A 25,269-nucleotide genomic window follows, 5' to 3' on the forward strand; every position below is an offset into this window, starting at 1 on the left:
TTCAAAGTTTTTTAAAAATTAAGTTTTGCACCAATACTGAATGTTCTTCCGAAACCAAAATAAACCAGAGCAGTTTCAGCTACCGAACCGTTTCCATCTTGAGCATCTGATATATATTCAGTATCAAATACATTATTCATTCTTGCAGTTAACGTAGCATCAAAAGAGCCAAATGAAAAACCGTGAGTCATTGCCACATCGAATAGTCCATAGGCTGGCATTTTCCATGCATCTGGGGCTCCTTCAGTTCCTCTGTCACTTGGATCAAAATCAGCATAAATATTGTCGTAATAATTATAATCAATTATTAATCTTGTTTCTGGAGAAAATCTATAATTAATCCCTAATGCTAGTGTAGTTTGCGCAGCATCTGCAACATGTAAATCTTTTATGAATAAATCAACTGTTTCAACTACGTTTTGGTCTTCGTCAAGTATATCAACATCTGTTACATTACTATCCCATCTCCAATCTCCAAGAGAAAGCATCCCTGTAAGGTTTAATTCATCTGTAGCTTTATAAACAAAATCCAATTCAACACCTTCGTGGATGGCATTTACACCTAAAATATTTGCTACAGCGTTTATTCCGTTTGGTTGTTGAAATGTAGCGGTTTCAGTTCTATCATTCCATCTAGTATGATAGAGATTTAAATTTGCTGATAATTTTTCTCCCCTAAAGCCATAACCTAATTCAAAACTAGATATTTTTTGATTCGGTGCATCTGCATTAATATTATCATTACTAAAATTTAAAAAGACAGAATCAAAATCAGGAGCTTTTTCAAAGTACCCAAGGTTTGCAAAAACGTTATGGTTATCATCTATTCTGTAATTAGCACCTCCCTTTGCACTATAACCAAAGAAGTTATAACGATCTGTTTCCTGTAATGGGTCACTATCTAAATATTGGAAATAATCAATTCTCTTGTAAGATGTATTAGATGCCGCTAATGAAATAAAAGTATTGAAATTTTCATTTACATCATATTCTAATTGACCAAAAGCACCTATCCAACCAACTAAACCATCATTATAATAATCTCGTTTATCACCGACTTGTAAAGCAGCATTTGGATTATTAACATTACCATCATCTAAAGCGTATTGAGCACCTAATAAATCGGTTACTTCTGAAAAATGGATCCCTTTATAGTTTCTGTAATCTAATCCTGTTAGTAAAACTAAATCATCAGATAAGTTTGTTTTTAATGTAGAAAGAACGCCATACCAGTTATGGTCATTACGTGAAGCTCTCAAATAAGTTTCTGCTCCATTAGCTCCTGATGCAATATTCTCATCTACTATTTTATCAAAATCTATTGGCCCGAAATTTCCAGTTCTGTAATCTCCTTGACCTGTAGTGGCATCAAACCCAAACTTATAATCACCAGCTGTACCGCCTCCACCACCAGATCCGAAAGATGCATAAGCAGAAGTGTTAATAGAGGTATTATCATTTAAATTCCAATAATGGTTTAAAGATATTTGTGGTTTGTGGTAAAAGTTATCTTCTTGAAAAGTAACTTGTCCATTTTTATAGCCCCAATCTGCATTAAATTTCCTGCCTCTTTCAGCGTTTCTAAAAGATTCAATTAACTGTCTGTTTTGTCTTTGTCCATGGCGTTGTTTAGCCCCAAAAGCAGAAAATGACAATTTATGTGCATCATTAATTTCTTGAGAAACGTTAATAAAATAAGATATTCCTGTAAACTCCGTACCATCCACATAACCATCTCCTTCTGTTTTAGCAGCAGAGACTGTTGCTGCAAAACCATTGTCCATTAATCCAGTAGAATAAGTTAAACCATATTTAAAATAGCCATCATTACCAATTGAGGATATCACATTTCCTCCTTCTTCAACATCTGTTGTTTTTGTAATAATGTTAATTGTACCACCAATAGAGGGTACTGCAATTTTAGCAGCACCTAACCCTCTTTGCACTTGCATTTGGCTAGTAACATCTCCTAAACCTGCCCAGTTACTCCAATAAACTTGACCATTTTCCATGTCGTTTACTGGAATACCATTAATCATAACTGCGACATTTTCAGAATTAAATCCTCTAAGATTAATTCTACCGTCTCCATAACCACCACCAGCTTTAGTAGCGTAAACGCCTGGAGTTGATTTTAAAATTTCAGGAAATTCTTGGGTTCCTAACTTAAGTTCAATATCTTCAGCTTTGATACTAGAAACTGCTACTGGCGTTTTTCTGTCTACTGCAACAGAAGCAATAATTTGAATTTCTTCCAAGCCTACTTGACTTGACTCTAAAAGAATACTTCCTAAGCTAGAACTGCCAGTGAAAGAAATTGTTTTTGAACTGTATCCTACGTAAGAGATTACTATTTCCCCAGAATTAGATTGTGTTTCAATGGTAAAGTTTCCATCAAAATCGGTAACAACACCATTAGTTGTACCCTTTTCTATAACATTTGCACCTGGTAAAGGCATATTAGTGCCTTCTTCCAAAACAATACCTGTCAAAGTACTTTGAGCCATGATAACTGTAGTAAATAACAACGCCACAGACATCAATAAAAATTGAGTAGTTTTTTTCATAAGTTTGAATTGAATTAATTATTTATTATTCGAAAATTAGTCACTGCAAAAATACATATAATTATGTTTTAAGTATTACGCATATGTTAAGAAATTTAACAGTTAATGATAAAAAAAACACCCTATTATTTGAACATAATAGAGTGTTTTAATGTATTCGTTAAATTTTTTAATTCATTTTAAGATAAATGCTTATAATAATTCAATAAATTTTGAGTTGAAGAATCGTGCTTATTTGTTGCGGTATTGTTAAGTTCCTGTAAAATTTTTGTTGCTAATTGCTTTCCTAATTCTACTCCAAATTGATCGTAACTAAAGATATTCCAGATAATCCCTTGTACAAATATTTTATGTTCATACATGGCTATTAATTTGCCCAAACTTTCGGGTGACAATTTGTTAATAAAAATGGTATTCGTGGGTTTATTGCCTTCAAATATTTTAAAAGGCAACAACTCTGATGAAGCGCCTTCCGCTTTTACCTCGGCTTCTGTTTTACCGTTTAGCAACGCTTCCGTTTGTGCCAGAAAATTTGATGTTAATTTATCTTGATGGTCTTGATTACCATGTAACGATATAACAAATCCAATAAAATCCGCAGGAATTAATTTAGTTCCTTGATGTATCAGCTGAAAAAAAGCGTGTTGTGAATTGGTTCCAGGCTCTCCCCAAATAATGGTCCCTGTTTGATAATCTATAAGGTTTCCGTTTCTATCGACACTTTTGCCATTACTTTCCATAATGCCTTGCTGTAAATAGGTAGCAAACTGACTTAAATATTGAGAATATGGAATAATCGCTTCACTTTCGGCATTAAAAAAGTTATTGTACCAAACACTTATTAAAGCTAATACAACAGGGATATTTGTTTTAAAATCTTCATTTTTAAAATGCTCATCCATTTTATGTGCTCCCAAAAGCAAACCTTCAAAATTTGGATAACCAACTGCTAAACTAATGGTTAAACCAACAGCACTCCAAAGTGAAAAACGCCCGCCAACCCAGTCCCACATGGGGAATATATTGTTTTCATCAATACCAAAAGCTTTTACATTTTTAATATTGGTAGAAACCGCTACAAAATGTTTGGCAATCGCTGATTCATCGGCAGATTTTAAAAACCAATCTTTAATGGTATTCGCATTTGAAAGCGTTTCTTGTGTAGTAAATGTTTTTGAAACAATAACAAAAAGTGTGGTTTCTGGATTTAACTTTTTAATAACTTCATTAACATGATCACCATCTATATTGCTTACAAAATGCGTCGTTAAATGGTTTTTATAATATTGTAACGATTCCACGACCATGGCAGGGCCAAGATCGGAGCCTCCAATACCAATATTTACAACATCTGTAAACGGTTTTCCAGAAAATCCTTTTCTGCTGCCATTTACCACTTCATTCGTAAAGTTTTCTATTTTTTGTTTTACCTGATAGATTTCAGGCATTACATTAACGCCATCTACTTTAAAATCTGCATTCTTGGGTGCTCGTAAAGCCGTATGCAACACAGCTCTTCCTTCTGTTTGATTTATAACCTCTCCTGAAAACTGACTTTTAATGGCTTCTTTCAATTTAACCTCATCGGCTAATTGAAGCAAGTATGTCATGGTTTCCTCCGTAATTCTGTTTTTTGAATAATCTACGTAAAAATCATCCCATTTAATGGTAAATTTATTTGCTCTCGTGCTATCTTGAGCAAATAAATCTTTCATGTGAACATTTTGCATGGCTTTATAATGTTCCTCTAATTGTTTCCAGGACTTTGTTGCTGTTGGATTTTTACTTGGTAATGCCATAATATTAATTATTTTGGGAGATGAGATTATCGTTTTCTTCTTTATTTGAACTATCTAAAATCGGCAGACCATCTAATTTTTCTTTTATTGGCTTTATAAACTCTAAATAGTCGCCTTTAAGTGATTCTGCAATGGGTTCCGATTGTGAAAATTTCTCCTTTAAAGGATCGACCTGTTGTCCATTTTTCCAAAAACGATAGCATACATGTGGTCCACCTGTATTTCCTGTCATGCCCACCGTACCAATAACATCACCTTGTTTTACGCGATCACCAACTTTTACTTTGCGTTTCTGCATGTGAAGGTATTGTGTTTCGTAGGTAGCATTATGCCTAATTTTCACATAATTACCATTACCTCCTTTGTATTGGGATTCGGTAACCGTTCCATTAGCTGTGGCTAAAATAGGAGTTCCAACCGCAGCAGCAAAATCGGTGCCTTTATGCGGACGTAATGCAAAACCGTAATAAGCAATGCGGCGATTTAAATTATACCTTGATGAAATTCTACTAAATTGAACCGGAGCTTTTAAGAAGGCTCGACGTAAATCTTTGGCAGCTTCGTTGTAATATTCGTGTATGTTTTTTATGGAATCTGTTTGATATCTAAACGCATAATAGGGGGTATCTTTGTGATTGAAAAATGCCGCTTTAACATTATGTACGCCAGCATAAATGGTATCATCAATATACTTGTCAGTATAAACTACTTTAAAAATATCTCCTTTTTGAAGGCGCGTAAAATCTATTGTCCAAGCGTATATTTGTTCTGCCAACATATTTGTTAAAATGGGGCTAATACCTTGTTTATCTAAAATTTCAGAAATACTACTTGTAACAATCCCTGTAACTGTTTTTTCAACATACTTAATAGGTTTTCGGCTTGTGTAGGCATGAATGGAATCGTGAAAATTAATGACCACAAACTCTTCTTGGTTGGGTTGGTAGATAAAACATCTTGGGATTTCCAGAGAATCTTTAGAGCATAATAACGTGTAAGGTTTGCCTATTTGAAGATTTCTAATATTAAAGGTGTCTTTGGCTTTTTCGGCTATTTGAAATATATCTGGATACCCTATTTTATTTCGTTCTAATATTTGACCAAAACTATCTCCCTTTCTTATGGTATCCCTTTTAACTGTAAAATCATTTAAATTAAAACCAAACTCATAAATATCTGGTTCTACCAACGCTAAGTCTTCGGATTCTTCCTCAAAAGTAGTTTCTGATTTTTCTTTACAGCTAAAGATATTCATGGCGATTAATGCCACAATTACATATTTTTTCAACAAATCTTTATTTTTTTATATAGCCCCTAACTATAGTTAATTATTAAATTTTGTAAATCTAATAAATTCCTATTTGTATTTTATTGAAAAAATGTTAATCTATTACTTTTTTTCAACAGTTTTGCGATAAATCGTGAAGATTAGATGGCAAGTTAGGTTACATTAAAAAAAGAAAAAGACTTTGCTTAACCTATTAATTATCAACAACTATTTTAAATGGGTGTTTTAATCCTTTAAAAGCTTCTAAATCGGCTCTTAATGACCCAATTCTTAAATCTGCCTTAATTCGTAAAGGAATCTTGTTTTTATCGTTAGATACCCAAAGCGTTAAACTTTCTTCTTCTTTAAAAACACGCCCAGCCATTACAGATGGTCTAAATTTAAGTGTCTTTATTTTTCCAAAATCGGTTTCTATGGTTTCTTCTCCTAAATATTTTAATTTAAACCCATAGATTTCTTCATCAAAAAACATATCGACCATAACTTCGTCTCCAGGTTTTATATTTTTAACATCTAAACGGTTTCTTAAGTAATAAAATGTAGATACCATATCTTGAATATTGGGCTTGGTATCAAAAACGGCCTTTACTTTATTTTTTTTATCATGGTTGTATGCTTTATTATTTGCATGATCAAAATCAATCTCAATGTCCTTGGTATAACCGCCTTCATCAATATTTCTTATAAATTTATAAGGTATGTTGGTTTTCTTATCAAAATAGGATTCATACCTGTCTTCCACTTTAAAAAACCATTTAATCATACCTGTTGTCCAGCCTTTTCCAACAACATGATATACGTCTTTTCCATTAATCTTATCATCTTTAACGGTAAGCGTAGCGTTACCCGCTTTGAGCCAATTACTGTAGCTCATTTTGAACTTAAACCATTCACCAGTGTCAAATGCAGATTCTTGGGCAAAAGATAACTGCATAATGAACACACAAATTATAAGTAGATATTTTTTCATTTTCATAGTAGTTAAATGTAACTCTTAGTTTATTATTTTATTGTAATAAGACCTAAATTACAATTACTGTTCCAAAAGTATTAAAACAAAAAAACTCCATCAAAATTAAATGATAGAGTTTTCTTATTAAAACAACAAATTAATGTTAAATAATGACTATCCCGTTATTTTAACTTATTAAGACGAAACAAAAACAAGTATACTAACACATTTAAAACCAAAAACCTACATTAAAAAACCAAATGCTTTTTTTAGTTTCTGGAGACCATGAATATTTAATTTCTATTGGACCAATAAATGTTTCTAAAGCATAGCCCAAGGCATAACCTGTGTAATCTATTTTTGAAAACCATTCTGAACCCTCAAAAAGATCATTTCCAACATTTGCCATATTTACGGCAAAATTTAAATGGTTTTTCTTAAAAATTTCATAGTCTAATGTCAATGCAGATTTTATAAAGCTATTTCCAGAAATGGAAAGAAAATCATACCCATAAAATGGCATATAATTATTTATTAAGTGCCCGCCATAACCTCCTAAAACAAAGTTTAGATATGGGTTTGTTTCTTGTCCTACCCTAAAGCCTGCATCAGTTGTAATATTAGCCGAGAATTTTTTAGAAAACGATTGTGAGAACCCAAAAGTAGCTTTGGCTATTGAAAAACTAGAGAAGTCATCTTTAAATTCGGATGCATGTAAATAAGTGTGAAAATCGGCATTAAATAAAACACCATTTTTAGGAAAGTATTTATTGTCATAAGTGTCAAATCTTAATTTGCCAAACACACTTGTATAATCACCTCTTTCAAACACCGATTCTTCATCATCGTTACTGTTCAAAATGGTTTCTGAAGTAATTTTTAAATGTTTATATTCCGCCCCTAATGTTAAAGAAAGATCTTTTCTAAAGAGTGTTTGTATATATATCTGATGTGTAAAATCACTTACTTGTATGGCAAGTTTATTTATGTTTATTAAACTTAATTGCTCTGGAGATAGGATCGTTTCTGCTGCAACATTATGATTAAAATTGTCGTATCTAGAATTCAAACCAATGCTCCAATAAAAACCTCTATCTATATAATAATCAAAATTATATCTTACATTATCACCAAGTATAAAATCGAAAGAAGCCAAGTCATTTTTGGTAAGCAATCTCTTTTTGGTGAGATTTATTAATGCCGAGCTTTTGTATAAATCATCATAATGAAGCCCTAATTTTAAAAAGGTTGTTTCATTACTTTCTTTTAAGTGCGCATTCATATCGTAACCATCAATACTCTCTGAAGGCTTTAATTCATATAAAAAACTATCAAAATTATTGGTCGCAATTAAGTTATTGACTCCCTTATTAAAATCGTCATAACTAATCTTTTCATTGGTTTTTAATTTTAATTTTCCCAGAACATAGGATCTGGTATAATTATTTTCACCAGATAAATTTATCGTATTAATTTTTAGACTATCAACTGGTTTTATTTGTATTTGCTCTCTTTTTTTTGATTGAAATTTGGTAATCTCCGTTAATGCTTCCGCATGATTAAGCGTAGCAACGGCACCTGTTTTAGTGATTTTTTTGAGCTCACTAAAAGACACAACGGAAAAATTTGAGATATCTGGTTTTATGTAAATATCTGTCTTTTTTGCCTTGATCTTCATATCGTTTATGGTCCTAAAATTATTGATTTGGAGCAAAACGTCAGGGGCCGATGTGAGTTGTTCTCGAGACATAAAACCGTCTTGAACATCAACGCCTATAATGACATCCATACCTTTTTCCCTCAGCTCATCTATAGGATAATTATTAACAACACCGCCATCAATTAAAACTTGATCGTCAATAATAACAGGCTGAAACAATGAAGGGAAGGCGCCGCTAGCCATAACGGCTTGTGACAAATTACCCTTATCGAGTACCACTGCTTTGCCTGTTTCTATATTAGTTGCTACACAGAAAAATGGAATAGGCAATTCACAAAAATCGTCTAAAGTATTGACATGTAATGTTGCTTTTGAGAGCAGTCCCAAGGTATTCTGACCTCTTGAAAGTGCGGAAGGCAATTTAATTTTAAAGTTTTTAAAAGGTAAGGTAAAAGCATACTTTTCATTATTATCACGCTCATAAAATGTTTTTGATGCTCTTGGTAAATGATCGTTCAGAATATCATCAAAATTTACCGACTGAAAAATGGAATCGATTTGTTTTCCAGAATATCCAGAGGCATACAAAGAACCAACGATAGCCCCCATACTGGTGCCTGCTATATAATCTATCCTAACCCCTAAACTATCAATTACTTTTAACACGCCAATATGCGCCAGACCTTTAGCGCCGCCGCCACTTAACACCAAACCGACTTTCATATCTTTTTTTTCTGTTTCTTGGGATAACCCCTGAAAACAGATAAAAAAAACTAAAATGGTTATAATATGCTTCATTTATTATGGTAATAATTATAAACTTTTTCTGCTCTTGAAATCCCTACAACAGTCTCCAATTCGTCTAACTTGGCGTTAGAAATTCGTTTGGCAGATTTAAAATGCTTTAATAAATCAACCACCGTTTTTTCACCCACACCCGTTATTGTTTCCAATTCTGTATTTAATGCACTTTTACTGCGTTTATTCCTATGGTGTTCTATACCAAAACGATGTGCTTCATTTCTTAATTGTTGAACGACTTTTAAAGTTTCACTTTTTTTATCTAAATATAATGGAATTGGATCATTTGGATAGTATAATTCTTCTAAACGTTTTGCAATACCTATAATGGCTATTTTTCCTCTTAAATTAAGGGCTTCCAAACTTTTTAATGCCGAAGATAATTGCCCTTTACCACCATCAATAATAATAAGCTGAGGTAACGATTGATCTTCATCCAACATGCGTTTATAACGACGGTAAACCACTTCTTCCATAGAGGCAAAATCATCTGGACCTTCCACTGTTTTTATGTTGAAATGCCGATAATCCTTTTTACTTGGTTTCCCATTTTTAAAAACCACGCAAGCAGCAACTGGATTTGTGCCTTGAATATTTGAATTATCAAAACACTCAATATGTCTTGGTTCTTCATGCAACCTTAAATCGGCTTTCATTTGTGCCATAATTCTATTGGCATGCCTGTCTGGATCAACAATTTTATCTTGTTTAAACCGCTCCATTCTGTAGTATTTGGCATTCCGGACGGATAAGTCTAAAATATGTTTTTTATCCCCTAATTGCGGAACGGTTACTTTTACATCTTCACCCAAATCAACTTTAAAAGGTACGTAAATTTCTTTAGATTTGGAATGGAATCGTTGCCGAATTTCAATAATGGCAAGTTCCAATAATTCTAAATCGGTTTCATCTAGTTTCTTTTTTATCTCTAAAGTATGTGACCGAATGATGGAACCATAAGACAATTGCAAAAAATTGACATACCCATAGGTTTCATCGCTTACAATGGAAAACACATCTACATTGCTTATTTTAGGGTTTACAATAGTCGATTTTGCCTGGTAATTTTCAAGCACTTCTATTTTTTCCTTTATTTTTTGGGCCTCTTCAAACTGCATATTTACTGCATATTGTTTCATCTGTGCTCTAAACTGCGATAGCGAATCTTTAAAATTTCCTTTTAAAATCTCTTTAATAGCTTTTATATTTTCGTTGTATTCAGCTTCCGTTTCCAAACCTTCACAAGGACCATTGCAATTTCCTAAATGGTATTCTAAACACACTTTATATTTTCCAGCATCAATCTTGTCTTCAGATAAGTGATAATTACAGGTTCTTAAATGATAAATGCCCTTTATTAAATCCAACAACGTATAAACGGTTTTCATACTGGTATATGGGCCAAAATACTCGCTGCCATCCTTAATCACCCTTCGGGTTGAAAACACTCTAGGAAAACGTTCGTTTTTAATACAAATCCAAGGATATGATTTGTCGTCTTTCAACATCACATTATAACGCGGCTGGTGCTTTTTAATCAAGTTATTCTCCAGCAACAACGCATCTGTTTCTGTTTCTACAACAATGTGCCTGATGGTTACAATTTTTTTTACCAGCACACGGGTTTTACCATTATCATGTGTTTTAGCAAAATAAGAGCTTACGCGTTTCTTCAGGTTTTTGGCTTTTCCAACGTAAATAATAATCCCTTCTGCATCATAATATTGATACACTCCGGGTTGTTCTGGCAAGGTTTTAAGCTGTATTTCTAATGTAGAATGACTCATCACTCAAAGGTAATTATTTTAATTTTTTATTGTTAATTTACCATGTATTAAAACGTTAAACTTTTTTATATAAATCGCTTTTCGTTAGAACTCATTTAAACCTTTTGGATTGAAGCGAAAATTATTCATTTTGTATCCATTTTAAGGTTTTTTTGATCCCGATTGCTATCGGGAGCAGCAGGGCTATGGAAGGAAAAGAAGACGAAAAATGGGTGCAAAAGGGCGGTTTTTTAGCCAATTGAAAAAGTTTAAACGAGTTCTTTACTAATTCGCTACCTTCGCAAACTTTTTAAATGATTAGAACATGAAATGAGCATGACCGAAAATTAGTCGCAAATACCAATGAAGATATGCGAATTACACATGACCTTTAAAAAACAACTGCGAAGCACATCAGTGAACACAGCTAATAAATATCAACTTAGAGAACTAAATAAATATCTACATATGAAAAAGAAAATTATTGGCAGAGTAGATAAAGTGGACTTTCCTAATTTGGATTTATTCAATATCGATGTTAAAATTGATACAGGAGCGTACACGTCTGCCATTCATTGTTCTGATATTATTGAGGACAACAAGAAGCTAAAATGTACTTTTTACAGTGAAGGCCATGCCAATTTCAGTGGAAAGGAAATCATTTTTGAAACCTTTTCCAGAACGAATGTGAAAAGTAGTAATGGTTTTAAGGAAAATAGATATAAGATAAAATCTGAAGTTATATTTTTTGGAAAAACATATAAGATTAACTTAACTTTAAGCACGCGCGACGATATGAAATTCCCCGTACTTATTGGTAGGCAATTTTTAAAAAACAAGTTTATGGTTGATGTAGACAAAGAAAATATGTCTTTTAATTTAAAAACACAATGAATATAGTTATTCTATCCAGAAACTCTAGTCTATACTCCACTGAAAGGCTTATTGAAGAAGGCGAAAAAAGAGGTCATAAAATGGAAGTTATCGACCCCTTAAAATGCGATATTATTATAGAAAGGGAAAAACCCACTATTTACTATAAAGACCGTTATCTAGATTATGTAGATGCCGTTATCCCTAGAATTGGTGCCTCCATTACATTTTATGGCTGTGCGGTTGTAAGGCAATTTGAAATGATGAACGTTTTTGTTATCGCCACCTCAGATGCCATTCAACGTTCCAGGGATAAATTGCGAAGTTTACAGCGTTTAAGCAAAGCGGGCATTGGCATGCCAAAAACGGTGTTTACTAATTATTCGCGCGATGTGGAAGAAGTGATTGAACATGTTGGTGGCGTACCCGTCATTATTAAACTTTTAGAAGGCACTCAAGGTTTGGGTGTCGTTTTGGCAGAAACCAAAAATGCCGCCGAATCAGTACTTGAAGCCTTCAACGGATTGGAAGCCCGAGTGATTGTTCAAGAATTTATAAAAGAAGCTAAGGGCGCCGATATTAGAGCACTTATTGTAGACGGACAAGTTGTAGGCGCCATGAAACGACAAGGTAAAGAAGGCGAGTTCCGTTCTAATTTACACAGAGGCGGTAGTGCGGAAGTTATAAAATTAAACGAATTAGAATTGCGTTTGGCCATGAATGCGTCTAAGGTTTTAAAACTTCCCGTTTGTGGTGTAGATATGCTGCAATCGGCAAGAGGGCCTTTATTGCTGGAAGTAAATTCTACCCCTGGTCTAGAAGGTATTGAAGAAGCCTCAGGAAAAAATATTGCAAAAAATATTATTACCTATATAGAAAGAAATACAAAGTTATAAAATGATATCATTTGAATGATTACAGCCAAAAATAACACATTACATATTCTAGGAGTTACTATTTTGCCTGGCGAAAGCAAAGAAATAAGTTTAGATTTAGCCAAACTGCACACCACCTCAACGGTAGATGTTCCCATTATTGTAGAACGCTCTAAAATACCGGGACCAACTATTTTATTTACGGCAGGTATTCATGGTGATGAAGTAAATGGTGTTGAAATTGTACGTCAACTCATTGCTTCTGGTATTAACAAACCAAAATGCGGTACCATTATTTGTATTCCTGTTATCAATATTTTCGGATTTATCAATTTAAAACGTGAATTCCCCGATGGCAGGGATTTAAACCGTGTATTTCCAGGTTCCGTAAATGGCTCATTAGCCAGTAGGGTAGCCCATAAATTAGTTCACGAAATCATTCCCCATGTCGATTTAATCATTGATTACCATACTGGAAGCGCTGGTAGATTTAATGCGCCTCAACTTCGCTTTGTTAAAGACAATAAAGAGCTTAACGAGTTATCAAAAGTTTTTGGAGCCCCTTTTGTTTTATATTCTAAAAACTTAAACAAATCGTTTCGGAATACCTGCCATAAATTGGGTAAACCCATGTTGCTTTTTGAAGGTGGAAAATCATTTCACATAGATGAAACCATCACGGCTTCTGGCATTAAAGGTGCCAAACGCATTTTGCAACATTTTGGCATGCTAAAGTCAAATTTCACAGTGGCAAAACCTACGAAAGAGTCTATTTATATTAACGAGAGCACTTGGAAACGTGCCAAATATTCCGGCATGTTCAAACCTTCTGTAAAAATAGGGATTAAGGTGAATAAAAGAGATGTTCTGGGTACCATTACCGATCCTTTTGGCAAATTCAATCACTTTGTAAAAGCCAATAATGTGGGATATATTATTAATGTTAACGAAGCACCAATAGTATATCAAGGCGATGCCCTGTTTCATATAAGCACCAAACTTAAACGCTGATAATAGCATATGCAAAAAGCTGAATTGCGAAAAAAATATAAAGCACTTCGTAGTGAATTATCCATGGAAGCCATTGACCATTTAAGTATGGCGATTGCCAATAAGCTTTTAAAACTACCCGTTTGGGATGCTTCTTTTTACCATATTTTTTTAACGATTGAAGAACAAAAAGAAGTCAATACCGATTATATTTTAAACATTCTATCAGGAAAAGACAAACATATTGTACTCTCAAAAAGTGATTTTGAAACCACGTTAATGACGCATTATTTACTGACGGATAACACCGTGATTAAAAAAAACACATACAACATTCCCGAACCTGTTGATGGTATAGAAATCACCAATAATAAAATTGAAGTCGTTTTTGTGCCCTTGTTGGCTTTTGATAAAAAAGGTCATCGTGTTGGTTATGGCAAAGGGTTTTACGACAGGTTTTTAGCCGAATGTAAACCAGATACCATTAAAATTGGACTCTCTTATTTTGAAGCTGAGGACACCATTGATGATGTTTTTAAAAGCGATGTAACACTGGATTATTGCGTAACACCTGAGCGGGTTTATGGGTTTTAGATTTTTATGAGTAGTTAATAGCAAAATTAGAAACTATCCTTATAACAATATTTTTATCATTGGTAGTTTAATCTTGTGTCTTCAGTCTTTTATTTTATCAGTTTATGGAATTGTTCAATATTACTTTGACTTCCTTGTATATAAATAACATCCCCTTGTTTTAATATTTCTTCTGGCTGTATGCTTTCCAGCATATCATCTCTCCTTTTTATGCCCAGGATATTTATTCCGTATTCGGCTCTTAGGTTCAATTGTTTCAAAGGTTTCCCTAAAAATTTATTGCTATCGGCGTTCATGCTTAAGCATGTGATATTAAAGTCTGCTATATTACTAGGACGAAACGTTTTAGGTCGCTTTAATTCACCTTTAAACAATTGATAATTGTCATTTCTAACCGTTTCGATAAATTGATCAATGTCGTCTTCGGGTACAAGAAAATTTTGAAGCACATGAGTGAAAATTTGGACCGATGTTTCAAATTCCTCAGGAATAACTTCGTCGGCACCTAAAGCAATTAGTTCGGAGGTTTCCTTTACATACCTTGTTCTAACTACCAAATAGAGCGAATCAGAGTATGAGCGAACATTTTTGATAATGGCTTTAGTCGCAAGATTGTCTGATATAGCTATTACAACAGCTCTAGCTTTTGAAAGATGCACCGTTTCGAGAATATGGTCTTGAGTGGCGTCACCAAAAATGATTGGCAAACCCTTTTTGCGTTCATGCTTTACCGTTTCTGCATTCATCTCAATAACAACATAAGGAATGTTACTTGAAGCGGCTGCCTTTGCCAAATTACTACCATTTACGCCATATCCAATGATAACCAAATGATTTTCCAATTCCTGATTGTCAATTTCTAGTTCGCTGTTTTCTGTAATAAAAGATCTGTCAAGTCCTAACTTTTTTGAAACACCTATAAATCTGTTGGCTATTTTCTCTGAAAAAATAATGACAAATGGTGTCAATAACATGGACACGATGGAAACGGATAAAAAATATTGATTGGTTTCAGCATTTAATAAGTTGTATTCTATACCCACTTTCGAGAGTATGAATGCAAACTCTCCCACTTGAAAAAGTGAAAGTCCTGTTAAAAGTACCGTTCTAATGGGATATTTTAGAATTGCAACTGCTATTGCGGTAATGGATGATTTTACAATAAATACAACCAATACCAAAAGCAATATGACAGGAATATTACTTGTAAAAAAGCTCAAATCAAGCAACATGCCCACAGACACAAAAAAGAAACTAGTAAATAACTCTCGAAAAGGCAATATAATACTGGTGGCTTGGTGGCTGTATTCTGATTCAGAGACAATTAAACCTGCAATAAAAGCTCCTAGTGCCAATGACAATCCTGCTTCTGATGTAAGAAAGGCAATAGCAAAACAAAGTGTAATAGTCACCAACAGAAAAAGTTCTTTACTATTCGTTTTCGCAACTGCATGCATCAATCTTGGAACAATATACCGTGCACTTACAAATGTGATTACAATTACAATCGCAGATTTTAGCACCAGCGAAAAAATACTCATGCTAATATTGTCTGACTCTCCTGCTATTAGCGGTACAATGAGCATCATTGGCACCACTATAATGTCTTGAAAGATTAATATTGCCAATGCATTTCTACCATGAGGTGCTGTAATTTCCTGTCTATCTTGCAACGTTTTAAGCACTATTGCGGTACTAGATAAAGAAAAAAGAAAACCAACAAAAACCGACTCATTCCATGGGTACCCTAAAAAGTAATAAACAAGCCCAGATACGAGCACTGTTATGCCTACTTGTAAAAACCCACCAACAAAAACAGTTTTTTTAATTGATATTAATTGTTTAATAGACAATTCCATGCCAATCACAAAAAGCAAAAGGATCACACCAACCTCCGATAGAATTTCAACTTGTTCAATTTCATTTATAAGGCTTAATCCAGAGGGACCAATAATGACTCCTGTTAGCAGAAAACCGATTATGGAAGGAAGCTTCAGTCGTTGAAGCACAAATACGATTATAACAGAAAAAACTAAAAGGATAAGTATGTCTTGTAGTAATGGTACATGCATAAGTTTATTTTATTTCTAAGTTTTGTGTGTGTGTTTCATTTTCGGCCAACCATAGTTGGGGTTTATGGGCTAAGATAGTTAAAAAACACTATTTAGACTTGCCAATATTTTTTAAAAATACACGAGCAACACGAACTTTTTGAAAGCAAATTAGAAGAAATAGGCGTCAAACTATTTTAGATATAGCTCTTTTTAATCGTCCAGAATGTTTGTTTCAAATCCATCAATGCTTACTGTGTTTTTTTCTTTCCAATAGGCTTTGATGTTATCCTCTCCCTGTTTATCAGCCCAAGCATGTAAGGTGGTTCGTTCTTCCTTGAAATCCATAAATGGCACGGCAAAACCACAAGATGTTTGAACCAGGTCCACTTCCATGTCTATTATTTGTCTAGCACCAACATTCTCTAAAAACAAATTTGAATATTTATGAAAACCGTCATCTCTTTTATGGTAAATTTTTGCTTCTCCATATAGCCTTAGAATCAAAGGTTTTCCTTCAAAAGCACAAAACATAATCGTCATTCTGCTATTCTTTAGTAAATGCGCAGCGGTTTCATTGCCGCTTCCTGTTAAATTCAACCAAACAATTTTATTCTCATTAATAACCCTAAACGAATCCGTTCCTTTTGGGGATACATTAACTCTTCCGTCGTTAGCCGCTGTTCCTACAAAAAATAGTTTCTGGTTTTCAATGAACTCTTTTAGTTCGGGTGTGATAACATCTAATTTCTTTCCCATGTTTTAAATTAGTTAAAACGTATTGTGTAAAGTTGGATGTTTGTTAATGAGGATCTTTGCTAAATTAAAATCGGAAGCCAGCAAACGGGCAACAAACTTTGTGCAAGCTAAAACTAGCAATTTTTTATACACGGCTTGTTGGGTGTAGTTTTTTTATTCGGTTAATTTATTTTTCAAATCCATTCTTTCGTGTAATATTCTAATGATTTCTATTTCTTCTGAAATTTGATGATAAAATATTATATGTTTCCCAGATTTGAACCCGAATAAACTAGCACTTATTTCATAATATTGTTTTCCAATATTGGGGTTTTTTCCGATTTCTTTACAAGCAAACTTAATTGTTGAATAATATATGTCTGCTTGATTTTCGGACCATTTATACGTTGTGTAATCCCAAATATCAGATAAGTCATTAATGGCTTCTTGTCTCAATATAACTTTAGCCATTCTTTCCTTTTTCGGATTTTAGTTTGGCCAGATGTTCATCAAAGTTAAAGTTTTCAACCCTTGGGCTATTCAGTCCTTCTTGTATGGCGTTTTTTAATGCAATTACTTTACTTTCTTCATCTTCCAATAGTCGAAGTCCAGCTCTGATTACTTCGCTTACATTTTTATATCGACCGGCGGATACTTGGCTGCTAACAAATTGGTCAAAATAATTTCCGAGAGATATGGATGTATTTTTCATTTTTTTAAATTTTATCAAATTTACCAAAAATTGGTAAAAATTCCAAATCTGACTCGTTTTCTCAAATTACACCCAACGTGTATAGGTGTATGGAACGTTGCGGTTTATTGGTGAGGATTTTCCAAAAAACATTAGCGAAGCAAACTGGCACAAGCGAGAGGTTGCATGGAGTGCACTTTGTTTTACAGATATTTTATTAACTTTCTATTTAGTCTTTTTTCATTATTTCCAAACCATTTTTCGACAATTGTCCCATTTTTATCAATCAGAAAAAAATATGGCCAACCATCCATTTGATAGATTTTAGAAATCTCATCTTTATTTTTTGCATCCCAAATAGAAATTCATTTAAAGTCTATGTTGGCTTTTTGTGCCATTTTATACCATTGTTCTTTCTCATTATCCCAATGAAATGAAATCACTTTTAGTTCATTTTTGTACTTTTCTTGCACCTTGTTCATTTGGTTGTATGTTCCCCAACAAGGACCACAATAAGTTGCTGTAATATTTAGTAAAATGTATTTCTTTCCATTATAATCAGACAGTTTTATTTCTTCTCCATTATCATCAATTCCAATAAAATCATAAGCTTGGTCTCCGGCATCAACTGTGAAATTGATTTGAGAATAAGTTTGACAAAAAAACAATAATGCTAGAATAAATAAAATAAAATTTTTCATTAGTAAAGTTGGTTTAAAATATGTAAAACTAAGTATACCAGAATAAATATACTAATTATCCTACCTACAAAAGCAAAAAGAGTAATAAACTTTATTTCTTAGAAAACGCCTTTTTATTAAAAACAATAAGCATGATAAACCCAGTGCTTATGGCCATATCGGCAATGTTAAAAACGGGTTCAAAAAATGTGAAGAATTGGCCACCATAAAATGGTAACCATTCGGGCAAGTAACCTTTGTAAAGTGGGAAGTACAGCATATCTACCACTTTACCATGTAATAACGTATCGTAACCACCGCCTTCTGGTAAAAAGGTGGCAACTTCTAAATAACTATCACTAAACAAAACACCATAAAAAACAGAGTCTATAATATTGCCCAAAGCACCTGCAAATATTAATGCTATGGCCCATGTTAATATATTTGAGGCTTTATTTTTTGTGGCATCATACAGCCAATAACCAATACCAAAAATGGCTACAATTCTAAATAGTGTGAGGGCTGTTTTTGCTGATCTATCGTTTATAAACGGCACAAAATCGCTTATTCTAGTGCCCCAAGCCATACCTTCATTTTCAATAAAAAAGATTTTAAACCAACTAAAGACTTCAATACTATCTTGTAGCTTAAAGTGTGTTTTTATATATATTTTACTTATTTGGTCAATAAGCAAAACAATAATGATAAGTAGGATAGATTTTTTTAATGACATGAATGGATTTACGAATTACGATATTTGAATTATGATTGAAAGCATGGGTGTTTAATACTGGATTCCTGCCTTTACTTCGACTTCGCTCAGCATAAACTCCGGAATGACAAATAAAAAACGTCTCGTTTTTAAACCGAGACGTTTAAACTATATTACTTTATCAAACTTATTATTGCATGTTTTTTGCCTCAATACTCAATGTCGCGTGTGGCACTAACATCAATCGCTCTTTAGCAATCAATTTTCCTGTAACACGACAAATCCCGTAGGTTTTATTTTCAATACGGATGAGCGCATTTTTTAAATCGCGGATAAATTTTTCCTGTCTGATCGCCAATTGCGAATTGGATTCTTTGCTCATCACCTCACTACCTTCATCAAACGCTTTAAACGTTGGTGAGGTGTCTTCTGTACCGTTGCTAAGATTGTTCATATAAGCGCTTTTAATAAGATCTAAATCGTGCTGCGCCTTCACTATTTTTTCTTGTATAAGCACTTTAAATTCTGCTAAATCTTTGTCTGAGTATCTTACTGTATTTTCTATAGCCATAATTTTAGTGTTTTTGAATAAACAACTTGGTGTTTACATCATCAAAGGCAATTTCGATGCCTTGGGTTATCTGATCTATAATTTCAAGTTCTTCCGTTAATGTTTCTGTTTTTATATATTCTAAATTCGAGTTGACAGCTTGTGCCATTTTATCATCTTTTTGCAGCTTCACATCAATGCGATCTGTCACTTCAAAACCTGAGTCCTTACGTAAATTTTGAATGCGGTTTACAAGTTCCCTTGCGATACCTTCTTTTCGTAATTCGTCGGTAAGGGTAATATCTAAAGCCACTGTTAATGCGCCTTCTTTGGCTACTAACCACCCCTCAATATCTTGTGAGGTAATCTCCACGTCATCAATGGCTAAAGTTATATTTTTTCCATTAATAACAATATCTAAAACCTCATTTTGTTCCATTTTGTTAATATCTTGCGAGGTAAAGTTAATTACTTCGTTCGCTATGGCCTTCATATCCTTTCCAAAACGAGGCCCTAAGGTTTTAAAATTGGGCTTAATTTGTTTAACCAATATATCTGAAGCATCTTCTAAAAGTTCAATCTCCTTAATGTTAACTTCATGCTTGATTAAGTCTGAAACCGCTAAAATTTCATCTCTTTGCTGTTTACTGCTAACCGGAATCATTATTTTTTGAAGTGGCTGACGTACTTTTATCTTTTCTTTAGCTCTTAACGATAATACTAAAGATGATATTGTTTGTGCTGCTTCCATTTTACGCTCTAAACTTTTATCTACAAAAGTGGCATCAAAAACCGGGAAATTTGCTAAATGTACACTTTCATAGTGTTCCTTTTTGGTAACGGAATTCAAATCCATATACAACCTGTCCATAAAAAATGGTGCGATTGGCGCGCCTAACTTCGCAATGGCTTCCATACACGTGTAAAGTGTTTGGTAAGCCGAAATTTTATCTGGTTGGTAATCACCTTTCCAGAAACGTCTTCTACTTAAACGCACATACCAATTACTTAAATAATCTTGTGTGAAATCTGAAATGGCCCTTGCCGCTTTTGTTGGCTCATAGTCTGCATAATATTCATCTACTTTTTTGATTAATGTATGTAATTCTGAAAGTATCCAACGGTCTATTTCTGGTCGTTCATTTAAAGAAATGTCAGATTCACTATAATTGAAATCATCCAAATTGGCATATAATTGAAAGAATGAATAGGTATTATAAAGCGTTCCGAAAAATTTACGTTTGACTTCTTCAATACCTTCTACATCGAATTTTAAATTATCCCAAGGATTAGCGTTCGAAATCATGTACCAACGCGTGGCATCAGCTCCAAAAGTCGATAATGTTTCAAAAGGATCAACGGCATTTCCAAGACGTTTGGACATTTTTTGTCCGTTTTTATCCAGCACCAATCCGTTAGACACCACATTTTTATAGGCAATATCATCAAAAATCATTGTAGAAATTGCATGTAAAGTATAAAACCATCCACGTGTTTGGTCAACACCTTCGGCGATAAAATCCGCCTTCTTCCAAGTTTGTTCAACTAATTCTTTGTTTTCAAAAGGATAGTGGAACTGACTAGTTGGCATCGCCCCAGAATCAAACCAGACATCTATTAAATCGCTTTCGCGTTTCATGGGTTTTCCAGATTCAGAAACTAGTATAATGGCATCTACAATATTCTTATGCAAATCTATTTTGGCGTAGTTTTCTTCGGAATTGTTGCCAACTTCGAAATCTTCAAAAATATCTTTTGAAAGTATTCCTGCTGAAACAGCTTTTTGCATTTCGGCTTTTAATTCTTCAACCGAACCGATACATAGTTCTTCCTTACCATCTTCAGTTCTCCAAATAGGCAACGGAATGCCCCAATAACGCGAGCGTGATAAGTTCCAATCGTTAGCGTTTGCCAACCAATTACCAAAACGACCTGTTCCTGTAGCTTTTGGCTTCCAGTTGATGGTTTCGTTCAATTCGAACATGCGATCTTTTACATCGGTGACTTTTATAAACCAAGAATCTAACGGGTAATAAAGAATTGGTTTATCGGTTCTCCAACAGTTTGGATAACTGTGTTTATATTTTTCAACCTTAAAGGCTTTGTTTTCTTCTTTTAATTTGATGGCAATCTCCACATCTACCGAACGCTCTGGAGCTTCGCCATCGTTGTAATATTCATTTTTAACATATTTACCGGCATATTCACCCATTTCTGGTCTGAACTTTCCTTGTAAATCCACCAATGGCACTAAATTACCATGTTCATCTTTTACCAACATAGGCGGCACTTCGGGCACGGCTTCTTTAGCAACTTTAGCATCATCAGCACCAAAGGTTGGTGCTGTGTGAACGATTCCAGTACCATCTTCAGTTGTGACGAAATCTCCCGAAATTACTCTAAAAGCATTTTCTGGATTATCGTGCGGAAGCGTGTATGGTAATAATTGTTCGTATTTTATTCCGACTAAATCTTTGCCTAAACACTCTCCAATAATTCTATATGGAATTTTTTTGTCCTCTGGTTTATAATCTAATAATTCTGCTTTTGTATCAACTAGATTGAACTTGCCAGAAAATTGATAGCTAACCAGTTTTTTTGCTAAAATCACATGGATTGGTTCAAACGTGTATTGATTAAACGTTTCTACCAACACATATTCAATTTTAGGGCCAACCGTCAAGGCCGTATTTGAAGGCAATGTCCAAGGCGTGGTTGTCCACGCTAGGAAAAAAATCCCCCTAGCCCCCGAAGGGGGAATTTGATCAGCCTCCCTAAATTGAAATGCTTTATAAAAAACGCCCATATTTCCCCCTTCGGGGGCTAGGGGGAACTGCGCCACAACCGTCGTATCTGTCACATCTTGATACGTTCCCGGTTGATTCAACTCATGCGAACTCAAACCCGTACCCGCTTTTGGAGAATATGGTTGGATGGTATAGCCTTTGTACAACAAATTTTTGTTATAAATTTCTTTTAGCAACCACCAAACGCTTTCCATGTATTTAGGTTCGTAGGTAATGTATGGGTCGTCCATATTTACCCAATAACCCATTTTTTCGGTTAGATCATTCCAAATATCAGTGTAGCGCATCACGGCTTTTCTACAGGCATTGTTATAATCTTCAACCGAAATAATTTTCCCAATATCTTCTTTTGTAATACCCAATTCTTTTTCAACGCCTAACTCAATGGGGAGTCCGTGTGTATCCCAACCAGCTTTACGCTTGACTTGATAGCCTTTTTGAGTTTTATAGCGACAAAAAATATCTTTTATGGCACGTGCCATAACATGATGAATTCCAGGAAGTCCGTTTGCAGAAGGTGGCCCTTCAAAAAAGACAAACGATTCGTTGTTTTCTCTGGTGGAAACACTTTTTTCAAATATGTTGTTTTCTTGCCAATAGAGGAGAATTTCTTCTGCTACTTTTGGTAAGTCAAGACCTTTATATTCAGGAAATTTCATCTGTTTATGTTTATTGTTTTTTATCGGTCAGATGTTACATCCATAATCATGCTCCTGTATTTTAAAAGTGTTTTTAGCATGGATGTTTCATCTGATATTTTTTATTTTAATACAATGACAGATGTAAACTTTGGTGATCAATTTTATGAAAAACTCAATCATCACGAAACCAAAGTTTTAACTCTCATTGTATCCAATTTCATTTCGAGGTGCGAAATTAATGAATTTTGATAAAATAGCGCCTTTAATTAAAGTAAAAAAAGCATTAAATCTAAGGATTAGTGAGTTTCGTTAAATGCTTTTTGAAAACGCTTTGCCTTAGCTATGAAAAGTTTTTGTTCCTCGGCGCTTACACTTTCTGTGGAAACCACTTTGCCATTGTAGATGAATATTTTTTTTGGCTTTGAATTTTCCGAATGAGAATCAAAATAACTAAGCTTATTATTTTTAAAATAATAGTTTTCGGTGATGGTTTTATTTGTTGTTTCTAAGTTTTTGATTTTTAATAATTCATTTGTTTCCTTATTAAAAAATACCGTGTACTTAAATTTCCCTATGTCTTCAAATCCTTCGGTGTCTGTTAGGGCTCCTTCTATAATGTCCGTTTCAAGAGCTTTATCCGAGTCTATTTTTGCAGAATATAATTCCACCTCTTTTATTAAACTTTCCGGGTTTTTAGACACCTTTGTGCCGCATGAAACCAAAACAATGACGAATACCAAGTATAAAAGACGTTTTCCCATATTACAAATTTAAATAAAAAAAGCCCAAACAATTGTTTTGGCTCGAAACCATATGAATGCTTATTATTAACTCAATAATAACAAAAAAATTGTCTTTTCAGGAGAAACTGTGTTAAACCAAAACACCCACTAAATCTTCAATTTTTGAGATAAGCTGGATGTTAATAGACGTAGTTTTAAGTGCTATTTTGTTGTATTTAGAAACATATATCGTGGAAAATCCCAATTTTTCAGCTTCCAAAATACGTTGTTCCACGCGTTGAACGGGCCTGATTTCACCAGATAATCCAACTTCAGCAGCAAAGCATACATCTTTTTGCAAAGCAACATCTTCATTAGAAGATAAAATAGATGCAACCACGGCCAAATCAATAGCTGGATCATCTACATTAATACCACCTGTAATATTTAAAAAAACATCTTTAGCGCCTAAACGAAAACCTGCGCGCTTTTCTAAAACTGCCAGAAGCATATTTAAACGTTTGGCATTAAAGCCTGTGGCACTGCGTTGTGGCGTGCCATAAACCGCCGTGCTCACCAATGCTTGAACTTCAATCATTAAAGGACGCATACCTTCTAAAGTGGCAGCGATGGCATTCCCTGATAATTCTTCATCTTTCTTAGAAATCAATATTTCGGATGGGTTGGAAACTTCACGCAACCCAGAGCCTTGCATTTCATAAATTCCAAGTTCGTTTGTAGAACCAAATCTGTTTTTATGCGCTCTTAAAATTCTAAATACATGGTTTCTGTCGCCTTCAAATTGCAGCACTGTGTCGACCATATGCTCTAAAATTTTCGGCCCAGCAATATTCCCGTCTTTCGTGATATGACCTATAAGAACTACGGGGGTTGCGGTCTCTTTTGCGAACTTAATTAACTCTGCCGTACATTCTTTTATTTGTGAAATACTTCCGGAAGAGGACTCAATATAATCACTGTGCAAAGTTTGAATAGAATCTATAATAACGATATCGGGCTCTAAAGCCTCTATTTGTTTGAAAATATTTTGGGTTTTGGTTTCGGTAAGAATATAGCAATTATTAGTGCTTGGGTTAATGCGCTCTGCACGCATTTTAATTTGTTTTTGACTTTCTTCACCAGAAACATATAAGGTTTTATATGGCAATTTTAATGAAATTTGAAGTAGCAAGGTGCTTTTTCCTATGCCAGGTTCGCCACCTAATAAGGTTAAAGATCCAGGAACAATACCTCCGCCCAAAACCCTGTTAAATTCACCATCAAAAGTGTTTAATCGTATTTCGTTTGAAGCGTCAATGTCTTTGATTTTTAATGGCACAGCTGCCTTTTTTACTGCTGATGTTGGTGATTTCCAATCACTTTTTTCTGGTGTTTGAATGACTTCTTCCACAATGGTATTCCACTCTTTACAAGCCGTACATTGTCCTTGCCACTTGGCATATTGATTGCCACAACTCTGACAAAAAAAGGTGGTTTTTAATTTAGCCATAT

The 25,269-nt window shown here is 34.1% G+C and carries 20 protein-coding genes; 4 read left to right on the forward strand and 16 right to left on the reverse strand.

Translation table 11 applies throughout. The annotated features are described in order from the left end of the window. Positions 1-11 precede the first annotated feature (11 nt). The 6 genes from CSW08_RS05215 to uvrC all read right to left on the reverse strand — a co-directional run bounded on the left by CSW08_RS05215 (position 12) and on the right by uvrC (position 10,854). On the reverse strand, positions 12-2,567 hold the full coding sequence (locus CSW08_RS05215) for a TonB-dependent receptor (protein ID WP_106658857.1): 2,556 nt from the start codon (positions 2,565-2,567) through the stop codon (positions 12-14). Between the two features lie 179 nt (positions 2,568-2,746). Then, positions 2,747-4,366, reverse strand: a complete 1,620-nt coding sequence (gene pgi, locus CSW08_RS05220; RefSeq protein WP_106658858.1) for a glucose-6-phosphate isomerase — start codon at positions 4,364-4,366, stop codon at positions 2,747-2,749. A 4-nt stretch (positions 4,367-4,370) separates the two neighbouring features. Further along, positions 4,371-5,621 (reverse strand): M23 family metallopeptidase, encoded by a 1,251-nt coding sequence (locus CSW08_RS05225; protein WP_106658859.1) that lies wholly within the window; start codon positions 5,619-5,621, stop codon positions 4,371-4,373. Between the two features lie 226 nt (positions 5,622-5,847). After that, complete coding sequence (locus CSW08_RS05230) at positions 5,848-6,624, reverse strand: DUF3108 domain-containing protein (protein WP_106659012.1); 777 nt, start codon at positions 6,622-6,624, stop codon at positions 5,848-5,850. A 211-nt stretch (positions 6,625-6,835) separates the two neighbouring features. Further along, positions 6,836-9,064: a patatin-like phospholipase family protein gene (locus CSW08_RS05235; protein WP_106658860.1), complete on the reverse strand. Its 2,229-nt coding sequence runs from the start codon at positions 9,062-9,064 to the stop codon at positions 6,836-6,838. Further along, positions 9,061-10,854: an excinuclease ABC subunit UvrC gene (gene uvrC / locus CSW08_RS05240; RefSeq protein WP_106658861.1), complete on the reverse strand. Its 1,794-nt coding sequence runs from the start codon at positions 10,852-10,854 to the stop codon at positions 9,061-9,063. Before uvrC ends, CSW08_RS05235 begins: the two co-directional genes overlap by 4 nt. Before the next feature lie 447 nt (positions 10,855-11,301). Between uvrC and CSW08_RS05245 the strand changes: the two genes are divergently transcribed. From CSW08_RS05245 to CSW08_RS05260, 4 genes are read left to right on the forward strand one after another with little or no spacing between them, the layout of a single operon-like run. Further along, positions 11,302-11,727, forward strand: a complete 426-nt coding sequence (locus CSW08_RS05245; protein ID WP_106659013.1) for an ATP-dependent zinc protease family protein — start codon at positions 11,302-11,304, stop codon at positions 11,725-11,727. Next, on the forward strand, positions 11,724-12,602 hold the full coding sequence (rimK, locus tag CSW08_RS05250; protein ID WP_106658862.1) for a 30S ribosomal protein S6--L-glutamate ligase: 879 nt from the start codon (positions 11,724-11,726) through the stop codon (positions 12,600-12,602). Before CSW08_RS05245 ends, rimK begins: the two co-directional genes overlap by 4 nt. Positions 12,603-12,617: 15 nt before the next feature. Continuing rightward, on the forward strand, positions 12,618-13,592 hold the full coding sequence (locus CSW08_RS05255) for a succinylglutamate desuccinylase/aspartoacylase family protein (protein ID WP_106658863.1): 975 nt from the start codon (positions 12,618-12,620) through the stop codon (positions 13,590-13,592). A 9-nt stretch (positions 13,593-13,601) separates the two neighbouring features. Continuing rightward, complete coding sequence (locus tag CSW08_RS05260; protein WP_106658864.1) at positions 13,602-14,165, forward strand: 5-formyltetrahydrofolate cyclo-ligase; 564 nt, start codon at positions 13,602-13,604, stop codon at positions 14,163-14,165. Positions 14,166-14,254: 89 nt separating this feature from the next. Here CSW08_RS05260 and CSW08_RS05265 read toward each other — a convergent pair whose 3' ends face one another. The 10 genes from CSW08_RS05265 to radA all read right to left on the reverse strand — a co-directional run bounded on the left by CSW08_RS05265 (position 14,255) and on the right by radA (position 25,267). Then, positions 14,255-16,237: a monovalent cation:proton antiporter family protein gene (locus CSW08_RS05265; protein ID WP_106658865.1), complete on the reverse strand. Its 1,983-nt coding sequence runs from the start codon at positions 16,235-16,237 to the stop codon at positions 14,255-14,257. A gap of 192 nt (positions 16,238-16,429) precedes the next feature. Beyond that, positions 16,430-16,975 (reverse strand): pyridoxamine 5'-phosphate oxidase family protein, encoded by a 546-nt coding sequence (locus tag CSW08_RS05270; RefSeq protein WP_106658866.1) that lies wholly within the window; start codon positions 16,973-16,975, stop codon positions 16,430-16,432. 153 nt (positions 16,976-17,128) lie between these two features. Beyond that, on the reverse strand, positions 17,129-17,425 hold the full coding sequence (locus tag CSW08_RS05275; RefSeq protein WP_106658867.1) for a type II toxin-antitoxin system RelE/ParE family toxin: 297 nt from the start codon (positions 17,423-17,425) through the stop codon (positions 17,129-17,131). Continuing rightward, positions 17,418-17,666 carry a type II toxin-antitoxin system ParD family antitoxin gene (locus CSW08_RS05280; RefSeq protein WP_106658868.1) on the reverse strand — a complete coding sequence of 83 codons (249 nt, stop codon included), beginning with the start codon at positions 17,664-17,666 and terminating at the stop codon, positions 17,418-17,420. The genes CSW08_RS05275 and CSW08_RS05280 overlap by 8 nt, the downstream gene beginning before the upstream one ends. 344 nt (positions 17,667-18,010) lie before the next feature. Then, positions 18,011-18,346 carry a TlpA family protein disulfide reductase gene (locus tag CSW08_RS05290; RefSeq protein WP_106658870.1) on the reverse strand — a complete coding sequence of 112 codons (336 nt, stop codon included), beginning with the start codon at positions 18,344-18,346 and terminating at the stop codon, positions 18,011-18,013. A gap of 91 nt (positions 18,347-18,437) precedes the next feature. Further along, the gene (locus CSW08_RS05295) at positions 18,438-19,058 is read right to left on the reverse strand and encodes a lipoprotein signal peptidase (RefSeq protein ID WP_106658871.1); all 621 of its coding nucleotides are present in this window, start codon (positions 19,056-19,058) and stop codon (positions 18,438-18,440) included. A 169-nt stretch (positions 19,059-19,227) separates the two neighbouring features. After that, entirely contained in the window at positions 19,228-19,608 is a 381-nt protein-coding gene (locus CSW08_RS05300; protein ID WP_106658872.1) for a TraR/DksA family transcriptional regulator, read from the reverse strand. A 4-nt stretch (positions 19,609-19,612) separates the two neighbouring features. Beyond that, positions 19,613-23,053 (reverse strand): isoleucine--tRNA ligase, encoded by a 3,441-nt coding sequence (gene ileS, locus CSW08_RS05305; protein WP_106658873.1) that lies wholly within the window; start codon positions 23,051-23,053, stop codon positions 19,613-19,615. A gap of 278 nt (positions 23,054-23,331) precedes the next feature. After that, positions 23,332-23,796 carry a hypothetical protein gene (locus CSW08_RS05315; protein WP_106658875.1) on the reverse strand — a complete coding sequence of 155 codons (465 nt, stop codon included), beginning with the start codon at positions 23,794-23,796 and terminating at the stop codon, positions 23,332-23,334. Positions 23,797-23,908: 112 nt separating this feature from the next. Continuing rightward, positions 23,909-25,267: a DNA repair protein RadA gene (gene radA, locus CSW08_RS05320; protein WP_106658876.1), complete on the reverse strand. Its 1,359-nt coding sequence runs from the start codon at positions 25,265-25,267 to the stop codon at positions 23,909-23,911. Positions 25,268-25,269: the final 2 nt, after the last annotated feature.

Source organism: Confluentibacter flavum (assembly GCF_002843175.1).
GTDB lineage: Bacteria > Bacteroidota > Bacteroidia > Flavobacteriales > Flavobacteriaceae > Confluentibacter > Confluentibacter flavum.